The sequence below is a fragment of the Providencia sp. LY12 genome, assembly GCF_057621555.1.
The window spans coordinates 2,640,616-2,665,622 of the sequence record NZ_CM172594.1 but is presented as its reverse complement, the minus strand read 5'-3'; the positions used below and the strand labels follow the sequence as shown (position 1 = coordinate 2,665,622).

Genomic DNA, 25,007 nt, shown 5'->3' with positions numbered 1-25,007 from the left:
TACAGTGAGTGTAAATAAATATTAACAGTCTAAATAAGTCAAAAATTCTATTAATGTATGGGTGAATAACAACTTGCTCGCTAAGGGTAATTTTTTGTTAAGAATGAAAATAAGAAGTGAAGCTTGATGGGGTTTGATGTTAAAAAATGGGGTTTATAAGATTGATTTTACTCATTATATTATTTAACTGAGTATTATGGCAGCAACTAAAGGGGAATTTTGTGATGGGACCAAAATATTAGGAATGAAAATAAAACAATATTGTTTTTTAAATTAATATAAATCAAATTAATACGTTAAGACCATCTGGATAATAAGGGAAACCTATAAATAAAGGATGGACCTATGGACTTTATGATTCAACTTGCCATTATTCTTGTCTGCTTGTTCTACGGAGCAAGGAAGGGGGGTATGGCGCTCGGGCTGCTAGGTGGTGTTGGCCTAGTTATACTTGTCTTTGGCTTTGGTTTACCTCCAGGAAAACCGCCTGTAGACGTTATGCTTGTTATCATTGCTGTTGTTGCAGCATCAGCAACCTTACAAGCATCAGGCGGTTTGGACGTTATGCTACAAATCGCAGAACGTTTACTGCGTAAAAATCCAAAATACATTTCTATTGTTGCACCTTTTGTTACCTGTATTTTAACCATTTTGTGTGGTACCGGGCATGTGGTGTATACCATTTTGCCAATCATTTACGATGCAGCGATCAAGAATAATATTCGTCCTGAAAGACCAATGGCGGCGAGTAGTATCGGGGCGCAAATGGGGATTATTGCCAGCCCTGTTTCCGTGGCAGTTGTTTCTTTAGTCGCGATGTTAAATGGCGTGTCCATCAACGGTAAATCATTAGAATTTTTAGATTTACTGGCAATCACTATCCCATCAACCTTAATCGGTATCTTAGCGATAGGTATCTTTAGCTGGTTCCGCGGTAAAGATCTGGATAAAGACCCGGTATTCCAAGAGTTTATCTCTGTGCCTGAAAACCATGACTATGTTTATGGTGAGACGGTTACGCTACTGGATAAAAAGCTGCCTAAAATTAACTGGGTAGCAATGTGGATTTTTTTAGCATCTATCGTTGTGGTGGCATTGCTGGGCGCATTTTCTGAGCTCAGACCATTAATTAACGGTAAGCCGTTATCGATGGTATTAGTGATCCAGATGTTCATGTTATTAGCGGGTGCGCTGATCATTATCATTTGTAAAACCAATCCAGGACAGATTTCTAAAAACGAAGTATTCCGTTCAGGGATGATTGCTATCGTGGCGGTATATGGTATCGCGTGGATGGCAGAAACCATGTTCGGTGCCCATATGGATGAAATCAAAGGCACTTTAGGTTCATTAGTCAAAGATTTCCCTTGGGCGTATGCGGTTGTTTTACTGTTAGTATCTAAATTTGTGAACTCACAGGCGGCGGCATTAGCGGCGGTGGTACCAATCGCATTGGGTATTGGTGTTGACCCTGCATATATTATTGCTTCTGCACCAGCGTGTTACGGTTACTATATCCTGCCAACTTATCCAAGTGACCTTGCGGCTATTCAGTTTGACCGTTCTGGTACTACACGTATTGGTAAGTTTGTTATCAACCACAGCTTTATCTTGCCTGGTCTAATTGGAGTGGGTGTATCCTGTGTGTTTGGCTGGGTATTTGCTGCGATGTACGGTTATCTATAAAAATACCCTTCATACTTCAAATTGTAGGGGGTTAGCTGCTTACCGGTAACTCGCATTATTTTAGGTATGATTTTATAAGCAAAAAGTTTATAAGAAAAAAGCGATTGCTCGAGTCATCAAAGCAATCGCTTTTTATTGTTAGATATGCAGTATTACTAGCGCGGCTACTCGATTTCAATATCGGATAGCGGGTGACAACAGCAGGGCAGAATTTCACCCTCTTGAACAAAAGCGAGTGGTTTACGTTTGTATCCAACCTTTCCCTTTAATAATGTTACGCGGCATGAGCCACAGTAGCCTTCTCGACATTGGTACTCGACAGGCACTCGGCTATCTTCAAGAGCATCCAATAAACTGGTGTGAACATCCGTGTGGTAGGGGACTTGAACACCCTGCGTAAGACGCAGGGTGATTTTATGACTTGCCATAATTACAGTTCGAAATCACTCAAATCATCGGTGTTAACTTCAGCGTCAATCTGACCGACTAAATAAGAGCTGACTTCGACTTCTTGTGGCGCCACTTGAACGTTGTCAGATACTAACCATGCGTTGATCCATGGAATAGGGTTAGAACGCGCTTCAAATGGTAATTTCAGACCAACTGCTTGCATACGAATGTTGGTGATATATTCCACATATTGGCACAGAATATCTTTGTTCAGACCAATCATCGAGCCTTCGCTGAACAGATACTCAGCCCACTCTTTTTCTTGTTCTGCCGCATCCACAAACAGGCGATAGCATTCATCTTCACACTCAGCGGCAATCTCTGCCATTTCAGGATCGTCTTGACCTGAGCGTAACAGGTTCAGCATATGCTGAGTTCCCGTTAAGTGCAGCGCTTCATCGCGAGCAATCAGCTTGATGATTTTTGCGTTACCTTCCATTAATTCGCGCTCAGCAAAGGCGAAAGAGCACGCGAAGCTGACGTAGAAACGAATTGCTTCAAGGGCGTTAACGCTCATTAAGCATAAATAAAGCTGCTTTTTCAGTGCTCGCAGTGAAACAGTGACTTGTTTACCACCCAGCGTATGCGTCCCTTCACCAAACATATGGTAATAGTTGGTCATTTCGATCAGCGTGTCGTAGTACTCAGAAATATCTTTTGCACGCTTCAGAATTTCTTCATTCTCAACGATATCGTCGAAGATAATCGCCGGGTCATTCACGATATTACGAATAATATGCGTGTATGAACGTGAGTGAATTGTTTCTGAGAATGACCAAGTCTCAACCCAAGTTTCTAATTCTGGGATTGAAATCAGTGGCAGAAATGCCACGTTAGGGCTGCGACCCTGAATAGAGTCGAGCAGCGTTTGGTATTTCAGGTTACTGATAAAAATGTGTTTCTCATGATCTGGCAGCGCATTGTAGTCAATACGGTCGCGCGCCACGTCAACTTCTTCTGGACGCCAGAAGAATGAGAGTTGCTTTTCAATCAGTTTTTCAAAAATAGGATATTTTTGCTGATCAAAACGGGCAACGTTCACAGGCTGGCCGAAAAACATCGGCTCCAGCAGCTGGTTATTTTTTTTCTGAGAAAAAATCGTGTATGAATGTGACATAACCATCCCTATTAAATTTTACAAGCTCCGCCTTCACAATCAGAATCTGCGGTTTCAACAACCTCTTCCAGATCCCCCTGAACATCTTCAGCACCGTCGCGGGTGTTGTGGTAGTAAAGTGTTTTCACACCAAACTTGTAGGCTAACAATAAATCTTTTAACAGCTGATTCATTGGCACTTTGCCATTCGGGAAACGGGTTGGGTCATAGTTTGTGTTAGAAGAAATCGACTGGTCGATAAACTTCTGCATGATCCCAACTAACTGCAAATAGCCGCTATTGGAAGGCATTTGCCATAATAGCTCGTAAGCCCCTTTCAGATTTTCGTAATCTGGCACCACTTGGCGCAGGATACCGTCTTTTGAGGCTTTAATGCTGATATAACCGCGTGGTGGTTCGATACCGTTGGTCGCGTTAGAAATCTGAGACGAGGTCTCTGATGGCATTAATGCAGACAACGTTGAGTTACGCAGACCATACTGTTTGATCTCTTGGCGCAGCGCTTCCCAATCATAATGCAGTGGTTCGTCAGTTAATTTATCGAGCTCACGTTTGTAAGTATCGATAGGTAACACGCCTTGCGCATAAGTGGTTTCATTGAACCACGGGCAAGCACCTTGCTCTTTCGCTAATTCATTTGAGGCTTTCAGTAAGTAATATTGAATCGCTTCGAATGTTTTGTGCGTCAGGTTATTGGCGCTACTATCGGAGTAACGAACACCGTGCTTCGCTAAGTAGTAAGCGTAGTTAATCACACCAATACCCAGAGTACGACGACCCATGGAGCCTTTCTTCGCCGCAGGGATTGGGTAATCTTGGTAGTCTAACAGTGCGTCTAATGCACGAACCGCTAAGATAGCTAACTCTTCTAACTCATCGAGGCTTTCAATGGCACCTAAGTTAAACGCTGACAGCGTACACAGGGCAATTTCACCATTTTCGTCATTGACGTTATTTAATGGTTTAGTTGGCAGTGCAATTTCCAGACACAGGTTGGATTGACGAACAGGGGCAACCTGTGGGTCAAATGGGCTGTGGGTGTTGCAGTGGTCAACGTTTTGAATATAGATACGACCCGTAGATGCGCGTTCTTGCATCATCAATGAGAATAATTCAACCGCTTTTACGCTGGATTTACGGATTTTCTCATCTTGTTCATATTGCACATAGAGGCGTTCAAACTCGTCTTGATCCGCGAAGAATGCATCGTACAAGCCCGGAACATCAGACGGGCTGAATAGAGTGATATCTTGGTTTTTGATCAGGCGCTCGTACATTAATTTGTTGAGCTGTACACCGTAGTCCATATGGCGAACACGGTTCCCTTCAACACCACGGTTGTTTTTCAGCACTAATAAACTTTCTACTTCTAAGTGCCAGATAGGGTAGAACAGAGTTGCTGCACCACCACGTACGCCACCTTGAGAGCAAGATTTTACCGCAGTTTGGAAATGCTTATAGAATGGGATACAGCCAGTGTGGAATGCTTCGCCACCACGGATTGGGCTACCCAGTGCACGGATGCGACCCGCGTTGATACCGATACCGGCACGCTGAGAGACATATTTCACGATAGCACTTGAGGTTGCATTGATAGAATCAAGGCTGTCACCGCACTCAATCAGAACACATGAGCTGAATTGACGTGTAGGTGTACGTACCCCCGCCATAATTGGCGTAGGTAAAGAAATTTTGAATGTTGATACCGCGTCATAGAAGCGGCGGATGTAATCTAAACGGGTTGCTTGTGGATAATGAGAGAACAAGCATGCAGCAACCAGAATATATAAAAACTGGGCGCTTTCGTAGATTTCACCGGTGACACGGTTTTGAACTAAATATTTCCCTTCCAACTGTTTAACAGCGGCGTAGGAGAAATTCATATCACGCCAATGGTCAATAAAACCATCCATTTGCTCGAAATCTGCTTCGGTGTAGTCTTCCAGCAAATGCTTATCATATTTACCCATCTCAACCAGATGTTTTACGTGGGCATATAATTTTGGTGGCTCAAACTGGCCATAGGCTTTTTTGCGCAGGTTAAAAATCGCTAAACGTGCAGCAAGATATTGGTAATCTGGTGTTTCACCGGTGATTAAGTCAGCAGCGGCTTTAATCATCGTTTCGTGAATATCAGAAGTTCTGATCCCATCATAAAACTGAATCTGAGAACGTAACTCCACCTGTGAAACTGATACGTTACTAAGACCTTCCGCCGCCCATGTAATAACTTTATGGATTTTGTCGAGGTCAATGCGTTCTTTATGTCCATCACGTTTTGTGACTAACAGACTCTGGTTCATGAGCAAGTACACCTTGGTTGAGTTACAAAATAGAGTCTCCCAAACGTAAAAAAGCTCATGATGAACAATCATGAGACTTGTATATTATATTTGTGATGACCACTATATGTAGTAGTTTGTTAAGAATCTAATAACAAGATAATGTTAATGTGCGATTTTATCAAGTGTACAAATCTGATAGTTTTTGTGGATAACAACTGGATAAGAAAAATTGATCATGTCGGTAAGCAGCATGAGAAGTGGAGTTGCCAAAAATTGACTTACCGACATTAACCTAAAAATTATTTTGTAAAGTTGAGACCGTTTGCTGTTTTCTTAAACGTACCGCTTGCTATTTATTCGCTGATCGTATGCAGCATATAGTTCACATCAACGTTAGGCCCTAACCAAAATTTATCGGTGATTGGATTATAATGCAGTCCCATCATATGTTGTTCTTTTAATTGCGTTTTATCGACCCAGCTAATTAATTCGGATGGGCGGATAAACTTATTAGCATCGTGGGTGCCTTTTGGAACCATTTTCATCACATATTCCGCTGCCACGACAGCCATTAGCCATGCTTTTTTGTTGCGATTAATGGTGGAAAAAATAACATGTCCGCCAGGTTTAACTAACTTCGCGCAGGCTCTTACCACAGACTCTGGGTCTGGAACGTGCTCAAGCATTTCCATGCAAGTGACGATATCGTAGCTCTGAGGGTGTTTATCAGCATGCTGTTCGACGGTTTCTTGGACGTATTCCACAGGAATACCCGATTCCAGAGAGTGTAGACGAGCGACCATTAACGGATCTGCGCCCATATCTAAACCTGTGACATCCGCACCTTCGCGCGCCATGCTTTCAGATAAAATACCGCCACCGCAGCCAACGTCGAGAATTTTTTTACCAAAAATGCCGTCTACACGTTGCATGATGTAGCCTAAACGCAGCGGATTAATGCGGTGTAATGGGGCAAACTCGCCTTCAAGATCCCACCAACGTGACGCTATCGATTCAAACTTTTCAATTTCTTGTTTGTCGACGTTTAGGTACGTTTGGTTTTGGGTATCATTCATCTGAGGAACTCCTATATCTATTTCTATCCTCGCATTACTTATTTTTACCTATTGGACTATATTTATTTTGCAAAATGCAAAAACAGGTTGGAATTCGTAATGGGACGATAGTCGCCCGTGAGTTAATTTATTGGGATTATGAGCCAAATATGAAAATCCTTGAGAGACTATTGCTTGAAAATCTACAAGATTCGGACACATAAGCGCATTTTTCCGCTATTATACATAGCTTGAAAGACAAATACTCACTTCTCTTATCTCTTAATTAAATAAGGGAGTTGTGGTATAGTTTACTCTTTGAATCTGAAGTTATGAGGGACAGTGGTTCCATGAGCGAGATTGCCAGAGAAATCACCCCAGTCAATATCGAAGAAGAACTGAAAAGTTCCTATTTGGATTATGCAATGTCCGTTATCGTCGGCCGTGCACTTCCAGATGTTCGAGATGGGCTGAAGCCAGTACACCGCCGAGTGTTATTTGCGATGAATGTACTGGGAAATGATTGGAATAAACCCTATAAAAAGTCTGCCCGTATCGTTGGGGACGTCATCGGTAAATACCATCCACATGGAGACAGCGCCGTTTATGAGACCATCGTTCGTCTCGCGCAGCCTTTCTCTATGCGCTACATGCTGGTAGATGGTCAGGGGAACTTTGGTTCAGTTGACGGAGACTCCGCCGCTGCAATGCGTTATACGGAAATCCGTATGGCGAAAATTGCCCATGAAATGCTGGCTGATTTAGAAAAAGAAACCGTAGACTTTGTTCCTAACTATGATGGTACAGAGCAAATCCCAGAAGTGATGCCAACGAAGATACCTAACCTTTTGGTCAATGGTTCTTCAGGGATTGCTGTCGGGATGGCCACTAACATTCCTCCGCACAACTTAGGGGAAGTGATTAATGGTTGCTTAGCGTATATAGAAGACGAAGATATTAGTATCGAAGGCTTGATGGAACACATCCCAGGCCCTGACTTCCCGACTGCCGCTATTATCAATGGTCGTCGTGGTATTATCGATGCGTATCGTACCGGTCGCGGTAAAGTGTACATTCGTGCACGTGCCGAGGTCGAAGTTGATGAGAAAAATGGTCGTGAAACCATTATCGTCAACGAGATTCCGTATCAAGTGAACAAAGCGCGCTTGATTGAAAAAATTGCGGAATTAGTTAAAGAAAAACGCGTTGAAGGTATCAGTGCACTGCGTGATGAGTCTGATAAAGACGGTATGCGTATTGTCATTGAAATTAAGCGCGATGCAGTCGGCGAAGTAGTACTAAATAACCTGTATTCACTGACGCAATTGCAAGTTTCTTTCGGTATCAACATGGTGGCACTGCATCAGGGTCAACCAAAAATCTTGAACCTGAAAGATATTATTGCCGCGTTTGTTCGCCATCGTCGTGAAGTTGTTACACGCCGTACTATTTTCGAACTGCGTAAAGCCCGTGACCGTGCGCACATCCTTGAAGCGTTGGCGGTGGCACTGGCGAATATCGACCCAATTATCGAATTGATCCGTAAAGCACCAACACCAGCTGAAGCAAAAGCTGGGCTGATTGCCCGTTCTTGGGCTCTGGGTAATGTTGCTGCGATGCTGGAACGTGCGGGTGATGATGCTGCACGTCCTGAGTGGTTAGAGCCACAATATGGTGTTCATGAAGGTCAATATTTCCTGACTGAACAGCAAGCACAAGCAATTTTGGATCTGCGTTTACAGAAATTGACCGGTCTTGAGCATGAAAAACTGCTGGAAGAGTACCGTGAACTTCTGAAACAAATCGAAGAATTACTGTTTATTCTGCGTAGCCCTGAGCGTTTAATGGAAGTTATTCGTGAAGAGTTAGAGGCGATTCGTGATGCTTATAACGACCCGCGTCGTACTGAGATCACTGAAAATACCGCAGATATCAATATTGAGGATTTGATCAACCAAGAAGATGTGGTGGTAACGCTATCTCACCAAGGTTATGTGAAGTATCAGCCATTGTCTGACTACGAAGCACAACGCCGTGGTGGTAAAGGTAAATCCGCAGCGCGTATTAAAGAAGAAGACTTTATTGAGCGTCTGCTGGTGGCGAATACCCACGATACTATCTTGTGTTTCTCCAGTCGTGGTCGCTTATATTGGATGAAAGTATATCAATTGCCTGAAGCTAGCCGTGGTGCTCGTGGACGTCCAATTGTGAACTTACTGCCACTTGAGCAAGATGAACGTATCACCGCGATTTTACCAGTGCGTGAATACGAAGAGGGCTATTATGTCTTTATGGCGACCGCGAGCGGTACCGTGAAGAAAACCCCTCTGCAAGATTTCAGTCGCCCAAGAAGTGCCGGTATTATTGCCGTGAACTTGAACGAAGGCGATGAGCTGATTGGTGTTGATTTAACCAACGGTAGCAATGAAGTCATGCTGTTCTCTGCGCAAGGTAAAGTGGTGCGCTTTGCAGAAGATGCGGTTCGTGCGATGGGACGTACAGCGACAGGTGTTCGCGGTATTAAATTAATGGACGACGATAAAGTTGTTTCTTTAATTATTCCTCGTGGTGAAGGCCATATTCTGACCGTGACTGAAAACGGCTTCGGTAAGCGTACTGAAGAAGCAGAATACCCAACAAAATCTCGTGCAACTCAAGGGGTTATCTCTATTAAAGTGAGCGAGCGTAATGGTCAAGTTGTTGGCGCTATCCAAGTTGAGGATACCGACCAAATTATGATGATTACGGATGCTGGGACTCTGGTTCGTACCCGCGTTTCTGAAGTTAGCGTCGTTGGACGTAATACTCAAGGTGTGACGTTGATCCGTACTGCTGAAGATGAAAAAGTAGTTGGTTTACAACGTGTTGCTGAAACTGAAGACGATGACAATACCGATGAAGAAGGTATTGATGTTGACGGTGAAGCACAAACTGATGCAGATACCGAAGAGTAAGTATCATTCATCAATGAAACGGGCGGATTATCCGCCCGTTTTTGTATCTTTACACTAGCAATATACATGGAAGTTATTGGTTGTCGCTTTTCATCGAGTTAATCGAGTATACTCAGTATTAGTGATAATGTACTTGTAGGTAACGGATTGAGATATTTACCCTCGTTTAAAACATCCCTCAGATTATCTAGAGATCTTTTTCGTGTCCTAGGCGTTATGCTATGGGGAATGGGGCTTTTCATCACTCTGTTTTTCCTTTATATGCAGTTCAATGAACATAAATCTGATCTGCGCCAGCAATTCCATTCTGGTTATGAAAACCTGCAAGTTTATATTCAGCAGTCAAATGCTACACTTCGCCTTATTCATTCCATGACGGAGCAGCAACGACTCAAAGACGAAGAACATCAACAAAAAGTGGGTATTCAACAAGAAGATATCACTTTACCCGCATCCACGTCATACTCGCTATATCCACTCATGCCATCGGCAGATTGTGATGTATTTAAGCAGCGAACTCAGAATTATCTTTCTGCTTTTGAACAACTCAATATTTTCTGGAAAGACAGCATTGCGGTCCCCCAAGGCTTAAATCACGTATTTGTCTTTGGAACAGGCAGTTATTGCATGATGGATTATTCAATTCGTGCTGCAGTTTCTGATATTGATACGCTAAAAAAAGTGGTCTATGACAATGCGCGGATCTACAAACAGTTAAGACAGCAGGGTCAAGAGCGCAATTTATATACCATCACCCACAGTTCTCAACCATCAAATGGTCAACTCTATTTGATGATCCCTATTTATGAGAAAAGCTTAATTGTTGGTTTTATTGGGATTGAGCGAGCGATCAACTTAAATCAGTTTAATTTACGTAATAATCCAGCCGTTGAAATCACATTAATTAACTCATCAAATCAACCTGTTCTCTACACTTCATCAGATTCGAATATTAAAAATTCACCATTGCTGACATCTGGAGAGATAAATTATTTCGGTTTTAACTCTGATTATACTCAGCTGTTTTTTAAGAAGCGTTTAGCACCTTCGCAACTAACGGTTATTTATTCAATTGAGACATCGTATTTAATCAGCAACCTAAAAACATCAATAATTTACGCAATATTAATTAATATTTTGTCTGGTACGTTAATTTTCTTTTTAATTTGGTTGTTAGAAAGACGAATGTTAGAACCCGCGGCCAATACGGCGATTCGTCTTGAGGAGCATGAACAGTTTAACCATAAAATTGTGGCATCAGCCCCTGTAGGGATTATTATCCTAAGGTTAAGTGATGGCGGCAATATTCTGAGTAATGAGCTCGCACATAACTATTTCCGTTTACTGAGTGAAGATGATAAACAGCGAATTTTGACGATTATTCGTCAAAAATCTAGCAACTATATTGATGTTGTTGCAACGAATGGCACCCATCTACAAATTAGTTTTGTGAATTCACGTTATCAAAATGAAGATGTGGCTATCTGCGTATTGATCGACATTAGTATTCGTGTGCAGATGGAAAAATCATTGCAGGATGTCGCAGATGCAGCGGATCAGGCGAACCAAGCGAAATCGATGTTCTTAGCCACGGTGAGCCATGAATTAAGAACACCGTTGTATGGGATCATCGGTAATATTGAGTTATTGCAACGGTATGATTTATCAGATAAAGCGCTTCGATTAGTTTCTACAATGGATAATTCGTCATCGCTATTGTTGCAGATTATCAGTGATATTTTGGATTTCTCCAAAATTGAATCCAAACAATTAAAAATAGAAAATAAATTATTCAATTGCCGCAATGTATTTGCTTATGTTCTTGCTAACTACGTCCCTTTAGCAACTAAAAAACAAGTGTCACTTTACTCTTATATTGAGCCGAACATTCCAGACATGATGCTTAGCGACCCAGTGCGCCTACAACAAGTTATCTCCAATATTGTGAATAACAGCATAAAGTTCACAGACTCTGGTTTTGTGATGCTGCATGTTTGGAAAGATGAAAATTATTTAAAAATTGAAGTCAAAGATTCGGGGATTGGAATGACCCCAGCAGTGGTTATGCAATTATTTGACCCATTCTTCCAAGTATACGATCAAAATAATGGACACAAAGGGACAGGGTTAGGGCTCGCTATTTGTGAGAAACTCATCAACTTGATGGATGGTGATATTGGTGTGGATTCTCAAGCGGGGCTGGGGAGTACGTTTACGATCCGCATTCCACTCTATGACCAGCAATATTTAGAACCCGTTATTCCTGAGTACCGAAAAAATTACCGTGTCGCCGTGACGGGCCAAAATGCATTCTTAATTGATTTTCTTGTAAGATTGCTCGAACACCATCATTTTAATGTGGTAACGGGCTCATCCATTGATATCAATGAGACGTATGACTTGTTGATTACGGATACCCAAGAAAGTGTTGCCTTACAGAATAGAAACTTGCTGAAACTCAGTAGTTTATATTCAGGTGAATTATTTGAAACTCAACCAAGTAATTGGCTCTATAACACTTATCAGCTCGATAAGCTGCCAATGTTGATTGATAAAATCATTGTTAAGTTGGTTCAAGGTACTAAAGAGAGTTTAGAGAACCATGACCTTGAAGATGCCGATGCAGATTTGAATACGTTTAAAGTCTTAATTGTTGATGACCATCCTATTAACCGAATGCTATTGACAGAGCAGCTGACAAGCATTGGCTTTATGACAAGTACGGCAGTCGATGGATTAGATGCGTTGAAATTCCTTGAGCATAATTATGCGGACATTGTTCTTTCTGATGTGAATATGCCCAATATGGACGGTTATCAATTGGCGCGCACGTTGCGAGAACAAGGTTTTAGGCAGCCTATTGTAGCATTAACGGCAAATGCGATGGCAGAAGAGAAGCAGCGTTGTCTTGATGCGGGTATGAATGATTGTCTCTCGAAGCCTACATCGATCAGTGTGCTACGGGAGTCGTTGGTGAAATATGTTAAACCTAATGAGTGAATAAATTATTTATTAAACAGTTAACATATTGAATAGAAAAAATAAAAGCCCTAAACGGGCTTCTATTTTAGCGCCAAAAAACGATTATTCAGAAGGGGAATTGTCGATACTGACTGATGAAAGGTAATTCAGCAGTGCGATATCATTTTCAACACCCAGCTTTAACATCGCTGATTTTTTCTGGCTACTAATGGTTTTGATGCTGCGATTTAGTTTTTTAGCAATCTCAGTGACTAAGAATCCTTCTGCAAATAAGCGTAGCACTTCACTTTCTTTTGGTGATAAACGCTTATCGCCATATCCACTCGCATTCACTTTTTCAAGCAATTTACTGACGCTTTCAGGGGTAAATTTCTTCCCTTTTTGTAAGGCAGCTAGCGCTTTTGGTAAGTCAGCAGGCGCACCTTGTTTTAGTACGATACCTTCAATATCAAGCTCAAGAATAGCGCTTAAGATCGCCGGATTATTGTTCATGGTGAGGACAATAATCGATAAGTCAGGGTAGTGACGCTTAATGTATTTAATTAATGTAATACCATCGCCGTATTTATCGCCAGGCATAGACAAATCAGTAACCAGAACGTCTGCATTCAGGCGCGCTAAGTTATTAATTAAAGAAGTAGAATCTTCAAATTCACCGACGATGTTTACCCATTCAATCTGTTCAAGCGACTTTCTGATACCGAAAAGAACAATAGGATGATCATCGGCAACAATGACATTTAGGTTATTCATATTATTGGTTACCTTCTGGCATTAGTCTTTTCACTGAGACATCCAGTTCTCTAATGCAATTTTTTATTTCAAATCCGTTTTCATCTGCTATGTAATGTTCCAAATCTTCACAAAGTTTATGAAGATAATGGAATTCAAGCATAGCAAAAACTCCTTTTAAACGATGTGCAGTGTCTTTTAATTCGGTTAAATTCGCAACACTTTCACTATTATACAGTTTATTAATATCTATCGGTACTGTTGAGATAAACAAATCTTTATAATCGCTCTTCGACAGAATTAAATGATAGCCTGAAATAATATTATCGACAGAATTATTCGACTGAGAGTTATTTTCTCGTAGAACGAGTGATGAAGATAGGTTGGATTCATTATTATCTTCTGTCTCATTCGCTTGTTCTATCAATAATGAGATAGCATCGATAAGTTCATCCGCGAAATTGTAGTTAACTTCAATATAATTTGGGTTAATACAATTTATTGAAGATAGATTTCCTTTAATTTTAATTATGTGATTAAAGGAAACGTCATCATTGTCGGCGATCAAGAGATCCCAGTGGCTATGTGGTGAGCTCTCATCGATATCAAGAAACTCTGCACCATAATGCGATAAGGTCTGTTTAACAATGCGACGAGTATCAATATTCTGAATATTCAAGCGAATATACATATCTTCAAGCAGAGCAGGGTATTCATGGCTTTGCATCTGGGGTTGCGCGGGGAGCTTAATTTGATAATGGCTACCGATGGCATCACTTGACTTGATACTAAATGTTCCCTGCATTTTTTTCGTTAATAATTTGCAGAGGTAAAAGGTCATGCCAGAACGCTTAAATTGATTTGAACTTTGTGCTTTCCCTGTGAATGGGCTTTGCAAGTTATTCAATTCAATATGAGTTAACCCAATTCCGCTGTCTTTTATATCAATAGAAACTTCACTTTTTTCTTCAATATAGTCAATTGAAACGGTAATTTTACCAAAGGCTGTAGTTTCTATTGAGTATTCCCAAATTGATTGGAATAAAATCTGGAAATAATCCGGGTTATTTTCAATTAATGAGTCAGGATTAATGTTGTTATAAAAATAGAACGAAAGTCCTTTTCGATTTAAATGTGCTAAATTTTGTTTAAGATATTGGTTAATCATCTGACCAATAGCAAATTTTTCTGTTTTAAACTCAATCTGTTGAGTTTCTAATTGACTAATAAGTTCGATATTTCTAAACCAATTATTGATATAAAACAGTTGGTTTTGAATTTCAGATAATAATGGATTTTTAGGCTCACCAAGTGAAGAGCTTAATTGGTTAAATTTGGCATCAATTTGGTTAACAGCGGGTAGAATTTCCTGGCAAATATTTTCGAAAACCACTTTTCTAAGTTGAATATTTCGTTGATGCTCACGCGTAGCCATTTCTTGGCGTTTTTGCGTCAGAACTTCTTTATCTTTATCTATGATGATAAACAAAATGGTGTTTTCTTTAATTAAGCTTTTTACCAAAATGATTTCATAGATATTGTTTTCTATGGAAACTTGAATGACATCATTATGATCGGTTGCCATTTCTTTGATATGTATCAGATCCATAGACGGTAATAAGTGATTCGCGATACTGTTACTTAATAATTTTTTATTGCTATTAAAATCAAAGACTAGGATGCCATAAGAAATATGGTTAAGAATGTCATTATTGAGGGCATCTTTAAACTGGAGCTCATCCAGCATTGAAGCATTGGGTGAAATAATTCGCTTGCGGATAAACATGGTGGTGATCAGCGCCAAAATACTGACCGCAATCATGCAGGTAATTAACCAAAAATTGTAACTTAGCACCCCGAAAATAATACTTTTCAGAGAAAGGGTATAGCTAATCTGGTAATTAGTGCCTTCAATGGGTTGAGATAGCATCAGGCTGGTGCCAACGAGTTCGCTGGCCGCTTGGCTATTTTCTTGATTGTTTGGTCGCTGTGAAATCGAAATATCATCACCCTGTAATGTAAAGGGGAGGATTGAATTGATAGAAATATCAAAGGAGATCACACTACTAAGGCGCCCTGGCGAGTTAAAGACTAAACGATAGGTATAGAAGTAAACATTATCCTGCGCATTTTTCTGCATATTGGAGATAACTTCACGGCGATCTAATAATGTCGATTGGGTGATCATATCAGAGCGCTTATCTTCCGCCGTTAGCGTTAAATAGCTTTCTTTATAGCGTAACTCTGGTTTTAGAATGGAATGGGTAGTTACCAGAACTAAGGAGTTGTCTTGACCATTAAGGTAGTACATGGAGTTAAATTCATTCCGTGCCCCCCATACAATCTCCATATAGTTTGCGAGCTTTGTCGCTAAGACTTTACTGCTTGGTTTATTGAGACCAAACACAATGGAATCAATGGTCTGGTTATTGCTACTTAGCCAATAAACATCGTGGCGCATTTCAGTCACGGAAATGTCGTTAACAGAGTCAGGTGTAGTTTTATCATTGGCAAGCTTATAGATGTGACCCGCTTGATAGCGATAATCTTCAATTTGATAAGCGAGTCGATTAGCGAGAGTGTTGATGGCCGTTTGGTGCGCTAACATCCATGCGTGATAATAATTATAGAGGGACAACGACAGCATTGTGACGAGCAGCACAATAAAGGCAATAAAAATGCGAGAAAGAACATTCGGTTTTAATAATGATTGTTTGTACATACAGTCCCACGCTGTCACACTGGCAAATTAGATTAATCAGATTAAAAATCATACGCCTAGGTACGTTATAGACACTGATTTTGCACAGATATTAGCATTTTTTTAGGGCAATAGAGAACAATTGAGTGAAGATTAGTCAAACGAACAAAAAAATGCAATTATTTTACTATCAGGGGTAGACAAGCCCCCGGGATTCCTCCATAATCGCGCCCCATGGAGAGATGGCCGAGCGGTCGAAGGCAGCGGTCTTGAAAACCGCCGATGGGTAACCATCCTAGAGTTCGAATCTCTATCTCTCCGCCAAATTAGCCGGCTTAGCTCAGTTGGTAGAGCAACTGACTTGTAATCAGTAGGTCACCAGTTCGACTCCGGTAGCCGGCACCAAATAAGAACCCGCTATATCGAAAGATATAGCGGGTTTTTTCTTTGTCAGTCATTTATATCCTCAATTTTACGTTGTATTTTCAGTAGCTCCGTCCGTCGACAATATCTGTTTTCAGTAATCCCCATATACCACTAAAGGTCTATTTGATGATCATTTATTAATCGCGTGCTACTTTCTTTGTCATGGCACAGATTAATGAGGTTCAACATGAATACCGCTCAAAATGACATCAATAAAGCCGCAGGGAAAATTATTGCTGGGGCAGAGCGAATCCAGCGCTTTGTTGAAAAATACCATGACTATCTCTCTGATGAAGATAAAGCAAAATTAGCGCAGATAATTAAAAATGTGGATGTTAAGCTGAATCAATAAGAGCTTTTGAAGCTCGCTTAGTTGAAAGGGATTGATTTGAATTTTAACAAGTTAATTAAAGAGGATTACAATGCTAAAAGTCATTGCTGAAGATTTTATCAAGCCGGAAGCGGTAGAAATCGTGTTACCACTCTATAAGGCACTTGTTGAAGCCACAAAGAAAGAACCGCTATGTATCGCTTATGATCTTTATATTGATGAAAAGGATCCTGGGCATTTTGTTTTTATTGAAGAGTGGCCGAATCGTGCTGCATTAGATTCACATTGTGCGTCTGAACACTTCCAACGATTAGTACCGATGATTAACCACTATCAAAGAGCTGAGCCTAAATTTATCTTGATGGATGCGGCGTTTTAACACGGAAGAATTCATTTAAGTATCGTATGTAAAACTCATCCAAATAACTTCTCATCAGTTCCCCCTAAATAGTCGGGTTATTACTTTACTCGAAAAGGGGGGATTTGGTTTGGGCTCAACTTTATCGAATTATAGCCAATTCTGAAACAGAAAATATGACAGCGTAAACACAAAGATAATCATTAGGTGCTGTAAAACTTTTAAGAATAAAAGAAAGCGTCTAACTTGATTCATTGCTGCTAATCCAAATAAAGAATGACCTAAATTAAAGTGTATATTTAGCGTAGCAATGAAATAAAATCTTGCGAGGAAATATCACATAAGTAAAAAATAAATTTCAAATTACGTAAAAGTAATTATTAAAAAGGCGATAAACTGAGTTAATTTATCGCCTTTGAATGGTATTTTATTTTTTTTCGTCATGATTGAGCCGTTCAAAGCTCATTGAATCTTTATCAAAATTAATGACGGTATTTTGATTTTCACATTCTTGATTAGAAATCATTGGACATGATTGAGAAATGCTCTTCTCTGATATTCCTGTCCACTGAGAGAATAATGTCATAAAACTCATTGCACTTCGACGAGCAGAAATAACCTCTCGTTGAGTCGAATCAGATGATGTAATAAAAAACGGGACTTCAAAATTTTGCCGTGTTTTATCACCATGTATCAGATCAGTTTGATTATCGATAAAAGACAGCCCATGGTCAGAGAAATAAAGCATAGACCATGATGTATTTTGTTTTATAAGTAGCTGTTGTATCTGAGATAACAAGACATCCGTATTTTTGATAGATTGAATATAGCAAGAGAGTTTGTCACTTATATGAAATTGCTCATAAGTGTTATCAATCCGATCGCAGAATGGTGAATGACTACCAATTAAATGCACCACAATAAGTTTATGTTGACCCGGCTGCTTTAAGGATTCAATAAACTTAGGGACCACAGGGGCATCTTGAGACATAACATTATTATCGAGGAATGCACTTCCACCTACAAAATAAGCATGTGTTGCACGCTTGGCGATTGATGCTACAGGACCATCATGTTTACCGTAAGTACCTTGTCTCGAAATCCAAAAAGTTTTGAAACCCGCTTTGTTTGCGAGAGAAATAATATTATTTTGCATTTTTGGATATAAAGATAAGGTATTTGACAACGAAAGGTTGGTTGAACCTGATGCAGAAATATAATTATCGAATATATAGCCTTTTACTGTATCGGTAAAAGGGGTGTTTTCTATTGGAAAACCATAACTGTGCATGAAGTCACGGCGAACACTTTCGCCAATAACAATGACATAAACATGATATTTAGGATTGGAGGTGACTGTTTCAAAGGTATCATTACCTTCAATAGATTTTTTTTCTTGCTGTAAATAATCTAGGTAAAAGAGGCTTTCAGTAAAGAAACGATACTCAGGTAATCCAGATGTTAAAAGTAACCGCCAGCTTCCTTCAGAAATAGCTTTAATAGGGGATATCGCGGTGATTATCAAAAAAATAGCAGAGAAAACATATTTGCTTTTTTTATTCACTTTAAACTTCAATTTGAATATGAAATAACTGAAGCACAGGAGAAGAATTGATAATAAATAATACTTGTAATTGATGTTTTTAAGAAAGCCTTTAGCTTCCTCGCTATCCGTATAATAAAAAGATGAAAAGATATTATAATCAGGATAGCCGTAAAGTAACCCTACAGGTAGATAGCAGATACCCACTAGGGTATAAATGGCAATAATGGCTTTATACACTTTAGGATAGTCATTAACGACAATTAATATTCCTGTGATGGCTAGGACGTAGAAAATCTTAAAGTGGTAACCCATTGCATAATGAATAGCGGTAAAGAACAAAAATAAAGCAATAAATTTTAATAAGAAATTATTTTTCACTAGGTTGTGCATATTTTCATCAATTTCTGTTTTTGAGTAAGAGGCTATCGCTTAGCAGGCCGTCATTGAGTATATATCAATCGTAGATCTAATAGTGTACAAATATCAGCAGTAGAATGAAATAATAACGCAATAAAAAATATTTAATAAATCGTTTTTTGATAAGGATAGATATTATTTCTATTAATCAACTGATTTTAGGTAATGTTAGCATAACCGATTGAATGCTAAAATGATTAGCATAAGACTGGGTGAGGGGAGATCAACGATGAATAGGTTGATTCAAAGCCATCTTTAATATTTTAAAGATGGCTTTGGTTAGAAATAAGAAGAGCCTAGATATTTAGTCTTTAATTAAAAACTTTCCTCATACTCTCGGGCTTTTTTCTCATCATAATTGTGTTCCCATTTGGCGATAATCAAGGCAGCTAACGCGTTACCAACCACATTAAGTGCAGTCCTTGCCATATCGAGAATACGGTCAACACCGGCAATGAATGCCAAACCTTCTAATGGAATCCCCACAGAGCCTAACGTTGCCAGCAAGACAACGAATGAAACTCCCGGAACCCCTGCAATACCTTTTGACGTGATCATTAAGGTAAAGACTAAAATAAGCTCTTGCCCTAATGACAGCTCAATACCATATAGCTGAGCAATAAAAATGGCAGCGATACTTTGATATAAGGTGGAACCATCTAAGTTAAATGAATAACCAATTGGGATAACGAAACTGGTGACAGATTTTGGTGCACCATACTTCTCCATTTTATCCATAATACGAGGAAGTACAGTTTCAGAGCTGGCGGTTGAATAAGCAAGCAGCAACTCATCCTTTAATATTCTCATCAGAGTAAAAATATTAATTTTGCAATAACGTGCAACAATTCCGAGCACCACAACAGCAAAGAAAATAATCGCACAGTGAACCAAAATAACTAACTTCAGCAGAGGAACCAGTGAAGTAAATCCAAAGTTTGCAACGGTGACGGAAATTAATGCAAACACCCCGATTGGTGCATACATCATGATCATGTTAGTCACGCGGAACATGGTTTCAGAAAAAGTTTGCAGAACATCTAATAGTGGCTGTTTCTTTGCTACTGGTAGAGAAGATAATCCTAAACCAAATAAAACCGCGAAGAAAATAACAGGAAGCATATCGCCACTCGCCATGGCAGCAAAAATATTGCTCGGTACCAAAGATAATAAAGTATTCACGATCCCTGAAGGATGGCTAGCAACCTCCTGCGTCGTTTTTTGGTACTGAGAAATATCCACTTGAGTGAGCTGAGACATATCAATGCCCACACCTGGTTGGAAGATATTGGCAAACGAAATACCCACAATGATGGCAATGGTAGTAATGATTTCAAAGTAAAGGATCGTTTTGAAACCCAATGTGCCTAATTGTTTTGTATTCCCGACACCAGCGATCCCCACAATCAAGGTCGAAATGACGATAGGTACCACAATCATTTTGATTAACTGAATAAAAATCTTACCGGCGGGAGAGAGAACATTCAGTATTAACCAATCTTTGTATTCCACGCTTTCATGCAGTAAAGCACCAACGATAACACCTAAAAAAAGCGCAACTAGAATCTGCCACCCTAACCCAAATTTAAACGGTTTTTTTGGAACGATGTTGTTTAGTGTCATAAATAATTCTCGTTTATATTAATAATATTTAACATTGTATTTTTATTATGCTCAGTTTTATAACTAATATTCGGAAAAACCACAATCATTTATTCGAGAAAGTAGAGTTATTTACAATGGTTACTTATAACAAATTGTAAATTAAGTTTCTGAAATTGAATGATTTGTTAATATTTATTTCTATTTGTATCTATGTGTGTTATTAGATTGATAACAAAAAGTAATTAATCTAATCGATAAAGATTGTTAAATACAATTTTTATGAGTTGGATTTTCTGTGAAGTGTTTAATTCTGCAATATCTATGCAAAATTATTTGCATAGATATTGAATTAAAAAAATAGAGGGGTAACAAAAGACATGGGATAAAGCGGGCAATCTGCAAGAATAAGAACTTTATAGCAGTGATTGACTGCGCTTGTAGGCGGCAAGTAATGTGCGTTCAGATAAATCGAGGTAGTGTAAAAGTGCAGCGGCCGCGTCTTGATTTTTACCAGCATCAAGTAACTCTAAAATAGCTTGGTTTTTATCAATGTAGGGAGCGTAGAGCAGTTTGGCATCATTTAAATGACCAAAAGCTAAACGTAGCTCTGCGGCAATATTATGATAAAGCTTAATTAACCTTTCACTGTCCGACAATTCCACAATCGCGGTATGAAACTTCATATTGGCGGTACCGACACCCACCCAATTCTCCGTTTTTTCATGTTCCCGAGCTTCAGCGACAGCGAGTTTCATTTTTTGAACGGCAGGATGCAGTGCATAAGCATGGGTCAATGAATCACATTCAATTAATCGACGTACTTGGTAAATATCAATAATTGCCGCCATATCGGGGACGGAAACATACACCCCTTTATTGGGAGCGTAGGTGAGTAGGCCTTCTTGGGTTAATACGCGAAAGACTTCCCTTAAAGTATTACGAGAAATATCCAGCTCTTCACTCAATGCGGCTTCTGATAAACGTTGTCCCGGCGTTAACTCACCAATCGTAATTTTATGGCGGATAGTTTCTGCGATAGTGACTGACAAGGTTTGTGCGACGGGCTGTTTTTTCATAAAAAGGCGAGCCTAGTTGAAGAAAAGTAGGGTGAACAGTTCATTAAAACAGGTATTTGAGCGCTATCTTCACATATTCGCTGTAGGGCAGCAAGACTCCTTTTATGCACTAATTCAGGGCATTTTCCTTTTTGAGCACTAAATTGGTGCTTTGACGTATTACATCTCTCATTCTTAATGTTACAGATAAACATTAATTGTTAAAAAAGTGATCAAGATTTGATTTTTAACTTACCAGAAACGATTTTGATTGCTTAATTATTCATCGCTCCGTATTAATTGTTCAACAATCTTCATTCAATAAATTAACAATCCATACCATTGATAGAACAATGGCACGAAAATTGCCTCTACAAATGAGTTCAGTATTAAAAAACTTGCACAACATCAAAATACAGATAACAACAAAAACTACAGAGGAGTATGCATATGGCAGCTCATGAAAATATCTCGACAGCAGAATATGTGAAGAAACGTCGTTCCTCGCTGATTGGCGCTATTTTCTTAATGGCAACATCAGCGATTGGTCCCGGATTTATCACCCAAACCGCGACATTTACCGTTACTTTAGGTGCCGCGTTTGCGTTTGGTATTTTAGCCTCCATCGTGATTGATTTTGTGGTACAGCAAAATATTTGGCGAGTGGTGACACTCACGAAAATGCACTCATCCGATATCGCCAATGCGACAATTCCCGGAAGTGGCTATTTACTGGCGGTGTTAGTCATCTTTGGTGGATTGATATTTAATATCGGTAACATTGCCGGGGCAGGTTTAGGTCTGAATGCACTCGTTGGCCTCGACCCTAAGTGGGGCGGTTTACTCAGTGCGCTCTTAGCGATTTATATATTCTCGTCCCGCAAAGCCAGTAGTTTTATTGATAGATTAATCATTGCATTAGGTTTGGTCATGATTGGTCTAACCCTCTTTGTGATGATTGCATCTAACCCGCCAATTGGTGAAGCGTTACGTCAAAGCGTACTCCCTGATACCGTCGATTTTGCGATGATCACCACGATTGTTGGCGGAACGGTCGGTGGTTATATCTGCTACGCAGGGGCGCATCGTTTACTGGATAAAGGCGAAGTTGGTGTCGAAAACATCAAAGCGGTTTCTAGCGCAGCGACCAAAGGGATTATCGTCGTCGGTGTCATGCGCTATGTCCTGTTTTTAGCCATCTTAGGTGTGGTTGCCAGTGGCGTGACGATTGATATTTCAGGTAAAGCGGCGAACCCTGCCTCTCAAGCCTTCCAAGCCGCGGCGGGTAATTTCGGTTTACGTATTTTCGGTTTAATTTTATGGGCGGCGGCACTGACTAGCGTTATCGGCGCAGCGTACACCTCCATGAGCTTCTTAAAAGCATTCAAATCTTCCATTACGGAAAGACAACGTAATATTGCCACTATCCTGTTCATCGCCGTTTCATTGGCTGTTTACCTGTTTATGGGAACCGCGCCAGCAGCGTTACTAGTCTTCGCCGGTGGCTTTAACGGCTTGATTTTACCAATTGGTCTGACGCTGTTTGTCTATATTGGCTGGAAACGTGCAGATTTAATGGAAGGGTATCATTACCCGCGTTGGTTACTGTGGTCGGGGGTCGTGACCTGTGCGTTAACGTGGTACATGGGCGCCATGTCCGTGAGCGCAATTTTCAACTACTTAAAATAAGTCGTTATCAAGGATTGAGGAACAATAATGAATAAGCAAATCGACCTAAATAGCGACCTTGGTGAAAGTTTTGGTCAATGGAAAATGGGCAATGATGAGGCGATGTTGAGCATTGTCAGTAGCGCCAACATTGCCTGTGGATTTCATGCGGGTTCTCCCGATGGGATCCTCCAAACGCTCATTGCCGCACAAAAGCAGGGTGTGACGGTAGGAGCGCATGTGGGATATCCGGATTTAGTCGGATTTGGTCGTCGAAATATGGATATTGCGTCTAACGAATTAACCGCAGACGTGATTTATCAAATCGGCGCATTAAAGGGGCTTGCAACGGCGGCTGGCACCCACGTGGAATATGTTAAACCACACGGCGCGTTATATAACACCATCGCCCATGACAAACGCCAAGCAATGGCTGTCATTGATGGGATCTTGAAGATTGATAACCAGTTAACGCTGGTGGCATTAGCGGGATCCCCATTGATTGGTTGGGCAAAAGAGAGCGGATTGAAGGTGGTCGCAGAAGCCTTTGCTGATAGAGCTTACAACAGCGATGGTACGCTGGTTTCTCGCAAGTTAGCAGGTTCCGTTCTGCATGATCCAGAGTTAGTGGCTAAGCGCATGTTGCAGTTAGTGAATGAAGGTGGCGTAGTCGCTATTGATGGGAAATTCACTCCTATTGAAGCGGGCTCTATTTGTGTACATGGAGATAGCCCCGGTGCGTTAGAGATGGCGAAAAAAGTGCGTGAACTCTTTGAGCTGCAAGGGATCGGTATCCGTGCATTTGCAGGAAAGGGAGGCCAAGCATGAATGCATTAATGAAAGCCTCAAAAGAGGCTATTCAAGCGGCGAAATCAGCGAGAGAAGCGATTCGCCATGGTTATGATAAACCCACGGCAGGTATGGCGCCGGGAATGACCCAAGCCAATATGATTGCGTTGCCGAGAGATTGGGCGTTTGATTTCCTACTTTATGCTCAACGCAATCCCAAAAGTTGCCCTGTCTTGGATGTGTGCGAATCAGGGAGTTGGCAAACTGTGTTAGCCGAAGGCGCCGATCTGCGTACCGATATTCCTCGTTATCGCGTTTGGGAACAAGGCAAGCTGGTGGATGAAATTACGGATGCGACGGCCATTTATCAGGAACATCCTGATTTAGTCACTTTCTTGATTGGTTGCAGTTTTACCTTTGAAACACCGATGATAGAGGCGGGTATTGATGTTCGGCACATTACCGACGGTTCCAATGTGCCGATGTATAAAACTAACCGACTGTGTCGCCCTGCGGGGCGTTTAGAAGGCGAACTTGTGGTATCCATGCGCCCAATCCCTGCCGATCGTGTTGCCGATGCCGTCATGATATCGGGGCGTTTTCCCGCGGTACATGGCTCTCCCGTACATATTGGCGCACCTGAATTACTGGGGATCCAAGATATTATGCGCCCTGATTTTGGGGATGCAGTCCGCATTGAACAAGGTGAAATTCCTGTATTTTGGGCTTGTGGTGTGACACCTCAAGCGGCGGTGATGAAATCGGGTGTTCCTTTTGCGTTAAGTCATGCTCCGGGATATATGTTTATCACGGATGTTCCTGACGCCGCTTACCACGTATAGGGGGGCTT

Annotated in this window: 17 protein-coding genes and 2 tRNA genes; 10 read left to right on the top strand and 9 right to left on the bottom strand. The window is 40.6% G+C overall.

Translation table 11 applies throughout. The features are described 5' to 3' along the window. Positions 1–345: 345 nt before the first annotated feature. A complete protein-coding gene (locus ACY3ZI_RS12695; RefSeq protein ID WP_154602864.1) occupies positions 346–1,686 on the top strand; it encodes an anaerobic C4-dicarboxylate transporter in 1,341 nt (446 codons plus the stop codon). A gap of 164 nt (positions 1,687–1,850) precedes the next feature. Here ACY3ZI_RS12695 and yfaE read toward each other — a convergent pair whose 3' ends face one another. From yfaE to ubiG, 4 genes are all read right to left on the bottom strand, one after another. Then, positions 1,851–2,114, bottom strand: coding sequence for a class I ribonucleotide reductase maintenance protein YfaE (gene yfaE / locus ACY3ZI_RS12690; protein WP_108478594.1), 264 nt, complete (start codon positions 2,112–2,114; stop codon positions 1,851–1,853). Positions 2,115–2,116: 2 nt separating this feature from the next. Continuing rightward, a complete protein-coding gene (nrdB, locus tag ACY3ZI_RS12685) occupies positions 2,117–3,253 on the bottom strand; it encodes a class Ia ribonucleoside-diphosphate reductase subunit beta (protein WP_036952796.1) in 1,137 nt (378 codons plus the stop codon). A gap of 11 nt (positions 3,254–3,264) precedes the next feature. Further along, a complete protein-coding gene (nrdA, locus tag ACY3ZI_RS12680; RefSeq protein WP_487375289.1) occupies positions 3,265–5,556 on the bottom strand; it encodes a class 1a ribonucleoside-diphosphate reductase subunit alpha in 2,292 nt (763 codons plus the stop codon). A 335-nt stretch (positions 5,557–5,891) separates the two neighbouring features. Further along, positions 5,892–6,614 (bottom strand): bifunctional 2-polyprenyl-6-hydroxyphenol methylase/3-demethylubiquinol 3-O-methyltransferase UbiG, encoded by a 723-nt coding sequence (gene ubiG / locus ACY3ZI_RS12675; RefSeq protein WP_211886036.1) that lies wholly within the window; start codon positions 6,612–6,614, stop codon positions 5,892–5,894. Between the two features lie 329 nt (positions 6,615–6,943). On the opposite strand from ubiG, the gene gyrA reads away from it, so the two are divergent. Both gyrA and rcsC read left to right on the top strand, forming a co-directional pair. After that, positions 6,944–9,547: a DNA topoisomerase (ATP-hydrolyzing) subunit A gene (gyrA, locus tag ACY3ZI_RS12670; protein WP_154599425.1), complete on the top strand. Its 2,604-nt coding sequence runs from the start codon at positions 6,944–6,946 to the stop codon at positions 9,545–9,547. A 147-nt stretch (positions 9,548–9,694) separates the two neighbouring features. Further along, positions 9,695–12,547 (top strand): two-component system sensor histidine kinase RcsC, encoded by a 2,853-nt coding sequence (gene rcsC, locus ACY3ZI_RS12665; protein ID WP_487375288.1) that lies wholly within the window; start codon positions 9,695–9,697, stop codon positions 12,545–12,547. An 84-nt stretch (positions 12,548–12,631) separates the two neighbouring features. Here the strand turns inward: rcsC and rcsB are convergent, their stop codons facing one another. Continuing rightward, positions 12,632–13,282 (bottom strand): response regulator transcription factor RcsB, encoded by a 651-nt coding sequence (gene rcsB / locus ACY3ZI_RS12660; protein WP_004259923.1) that lies wholly within the window; start codon positions 13,280–13,282, stop codon positions 12,632–12,634. Position 13,283: 1 nt separating this feature from the next. After that, the gene (gene rcsD, locus ACY3ZI_RS12655) at positions 13,284–15,983 is read right to left on the bottom strand and encodes a phosphotransferase RcsD (RefSeq protein ID WP_487375287.1); all 2,700 of its coding nucleotides are present in this window, start codon (positions 15,981–15,983) and stop codon (positions 13,284–13,286) included. 215 nt (positions 15,984–16,198) lie between these two features. Here rcsD and ACY3ZI_RS12650 point away from each other — a divergent pair. The 4 genes from ACY3ZI_RS12650 (at position 16,199) to ACY3ZI_RS12635 (ending at position 17,098) form a co-directional block, all read left to right on the top strand. Then, a tRNA-Ser gene (locus tag ACY3ZI_RS12650) sits at positions 16,199–16,286 on the top strand. 5 nt (positions 16,287–16,291) lie between these two features. After that, positions 16,292–16,367, top strand: a tRNA-Thr gene (locus tag ACY3ZI_RS12645). Positions 16,368–16,575: 208 nt separating this feature from the next. Next, a complete protein-coding gene (locus tag ACY3ZI_RS12640; RefSeq protein WP_487375286.1) occupies positions 16,576–16,740 on the top strand; it encodes a hypothetical protein in 165 nt (54 codons plus the stop codon). Positions 16,741–16,810: 70 nt separating this feature from the next. Then, entirely contained in the window at positions 16,811–17,098 is a 288-nt protein-coding gene (locus ACY3ZI_RS12635; protein ID WP_154599427.1) for a putative quinol monooxygenase, read from the top strand. 406 nt (positions 17,099–17,504) lie between these two features. Here the strand turns inward: ACY3ZI_RS12635 and ACY3ZI_RS12630 are convergent, their stop codons facing one another. The 3 genes from ACY3ZI_RS12630 to ACY3ZI_RS12620 all read right to left on the bottom strand — a co-directional run bounded on the left by ACY3ZI_RS12630 (position 17,505) and on the right by ACY3ZI_RS12620 (position 21,721). After that, positions 17,505–19,013 carry a phosphoethanolamine transferase gene (locus ACY3ZI_RS12630; RefSeq protein WP_283092678.1) on the bottom strand — a complete coding sequence of 503 codons (1,509 nt, stop codon included), beginning with the start codon at positions 19,011–19,013 and terminating at the stop codon, positions 17,505–17,507. A 342-nt stretch (positions 19,014–19,355) separates the two neighbouring features. After that, positions 19,356–20,663, bottom strand: coding sequence for a glutamate/aspartate:proton symporter GltP (gene gltP, locus ACY3ZI_RS12625; RefSeq protein ID WP_036952889.1), 1,308 nt, complete (start codon positions 20,661–20,663; stop codon positions 19,356–19,358). A 395-nt stretch (positions 20,664–21,058) separates the two neighbouring features. After that, positions 21,059–21,721, bottom strand: a complete 663-nt coding sequence (locus ACY3ZI_RS12620) for a GntR family transcriptional regulator (protein WP_211886033.1) — start codon at positions 21,719–21,721, stop codon at positions 21,059–21,061. A gap of 429 nt (positions 21,722–22,150) precedes the next feature. Here ACY3ZI_RS12620 and ACY3ZI_RS12615 point away from each other — a divergent pair, with 429 nt between their 5' ends. The 3 genes from ACY3ZI_RS12615 to ACY3ZI_RS12605 are packed head-to-tail and all read left to right on the top strand — an operon-like array spanning position 22,151 to position 24,999. Then, complete coding sequence (locus ACY3ZI_RS12615) at positions 22,151–23,389, top strand: NRAMP family divalent metal transporter (RefSeq protein WP_036952895.1); 1,239 nt, start codon at positions 22,151–22,153, stop codon at positions 23,387–23,389. Between the two features lie 27 nt (positions 23,390–23,416). Continuing rightward, on the top strand, positions 23,417–24,196 hold the full coding sequence (locus ACY3ZI_RS12610; protein ID WP_036952898.1) for a LamB/YcsF family protein: 780 nt from the start codon (positions 23,417–23,419) through the stop codon (positions 24,194–24,196). Beyond that, positions 24,193–24,999: a putative hydro-lyase gene (locus tag ACY3ZI_RS12605; protein ID WP_211886032.1), complete on the top strand. Its 807-nt coding sequence runs from the start codon at positions 24,193–24,195 to the stop codon at positions 24,997–24,999. The genes ACY3ZI_RS12610 and ACY3ZI_RS12605 overlap by 4 nt, the downstream gene beginning before the upstream one ends. Positions 25,000–25,007: the final 8 nt, after the last annotated feature.

Bases quoted from the DNA above. Each gene is read 5' to 3' on its own strand.
- ACY3ZI_RS12695 (WP_154602864.1), top strand. From the start codon at position 346: ATGGACTTTATGATTCAACTTGCCATTATTCTTGTCTGCTTGTTCTAC.
- yfaE (WP_108478594.1), bottom strand. From the start codon at position 2,114: ATGGCAAGTCATAAAATCACCCTGCGTCTTACGCAGGGTGTTCAAGTC.
- nrdB (WP_036952796.1), bottom strand. From the start codon at position 3,253: ATGTCACATTCATACACGATTTTTTCTCAGAAAAAAAATAACCAGCTG.
- nrdA (WP_487375289.1), bottom strand. From the start codon at position 5,556: ATGAACCAGAGTCTGTTAGTCACAAAACGTGATGGACATAAAGAACGC.
- ubiG (WP_211886036.1), bottom strand. From the start codon at position 6,614: ATGAATGATACCCAAAACCAAACGTACCTAAACGTCGACAAACAAGAA.
- gyrA (WP_154599425.1), top strand. From the start codon at position 6,944: ATGAGCGAGATTGCCAGAGAAATCACCCCAGTCAATATCGAAGAAGAA.
- rcsB (WP_004259923.1), bottom strand. From the start codon at position 13,282: ATGAATAACCTAAATGTCATTGTTGCCGATGATCATCCTATTGTTCTT.
- rcsD (WP_487375287.1), bottom strand. From the start codon at position 15,983: ATGTACAAACAATCATTATTAAAACCGAATGTTCTTTCTCGCATTTTT.
- ACY3ZI_RS12640 (WP_487375286.1), top strand. From the start codon at position 16,576: ATGAATACCGCTCAAAATGACATCAATAAAGCCGCAGGGAAAATTATT.
- ACY3ZI_RS12635 (WP_154599427.1), top strand. From the start codon at position 16,811: ATGCTAAAAGTCATTGCTGAAGATTTTATCAAGCCGGAAGCGGTAGAA.
- ACY3ZI_RS12630 (WP_283092678.1), bottom strand. From the start codon at position 19,013: ATGCACAACCTAGTGAAAAATAATTTCTTATTAAAATTTATTGCTTTA.
- gltP (WP_036952889.1), bottom strand. From the start codon at position 20,663: ATGACACTAAACAACATCGTTCCAAAAAAACCGTTTAAATTTGGGTTA.
- ACY3ZI_RS12620 (WP_211886033.1), bottom strand. From the start codon at position 21,721: ATGAAAAAACAGCCCGTCGCACAAACCTTGTCAGTCACTATCGCAGAA.
- ACY3ZI_RS12615 (WP_036952895.1), top strand. From the start codon at position 22,151: ATGGCAGCTCATGAAAATATCTCGACAGCAGAATATGTGAAGAAACGT.
- ACY3ZI_RS12610 (WP_036952898.1), top strand. From the start codon at position 23,417: ATGAATAAGCAAATCGACCTAAATAGCGACCTTGGTGAAAGTTTTGGT.
- ACY3ZI_RS12605 (WP_211886032.1), top strand. From the start codon at position 24,193: ATGAATGCATTAATGAAAGCCTCAAAAGAGGCTATTCAAGCGGCGAAA.